This window comes from Pseudoalteromonas sp. CR1 (genome assembly GCF_019392235.1).
GTDB lineage: Bacteria > Pseudomonadota > Gammaproteobacteria > Enterobacterales > Alteromonadaceae > Pseudoalteromonas.
Window position 1 is genome coordinate 1 of sequence record NZ_JAHXRM010000596.1, and the last position, 239, is coordinate 239.

Annotated in this window: 1 protein-coding gene; it reads left to right on the top strand. The window is 61.5% G+C overall.

Translation table 11 applies throughout. The annotated features are described in order from the left end of the window. On the top strand, positions 1-239 hold a 239-nt coding region (locus tag KZZ04_RS20685), incomplete at both ends, for a metallopeptidase TldD-related protein (protein WP_219424103.1).

A 239-nucleotide genomic window follows, 5' to 3' on the forward strand; every position in this document is an offset into this window, starting at 1 on the left:
GCAGCTCATTGCAAAAGCTGTATGCGGGTGAACAGTCGTTGAGCCCCTTGGTAAAAGTCGATGAGCAGATCAGCGGCTCACTGAGCCAGGCGTTTTCCACCGAAGGCTACCCGCGCGGGGATGTCACGCTGATCAATGCGGGCAAGGCGCAAGGCCAGTTGATCAACTCGCGCAGTGCCGCCGAATACGGCCTGAGCACCAACGGGGCGAGCAGCGACGAGTCGCCCAGCGCCTTGCAG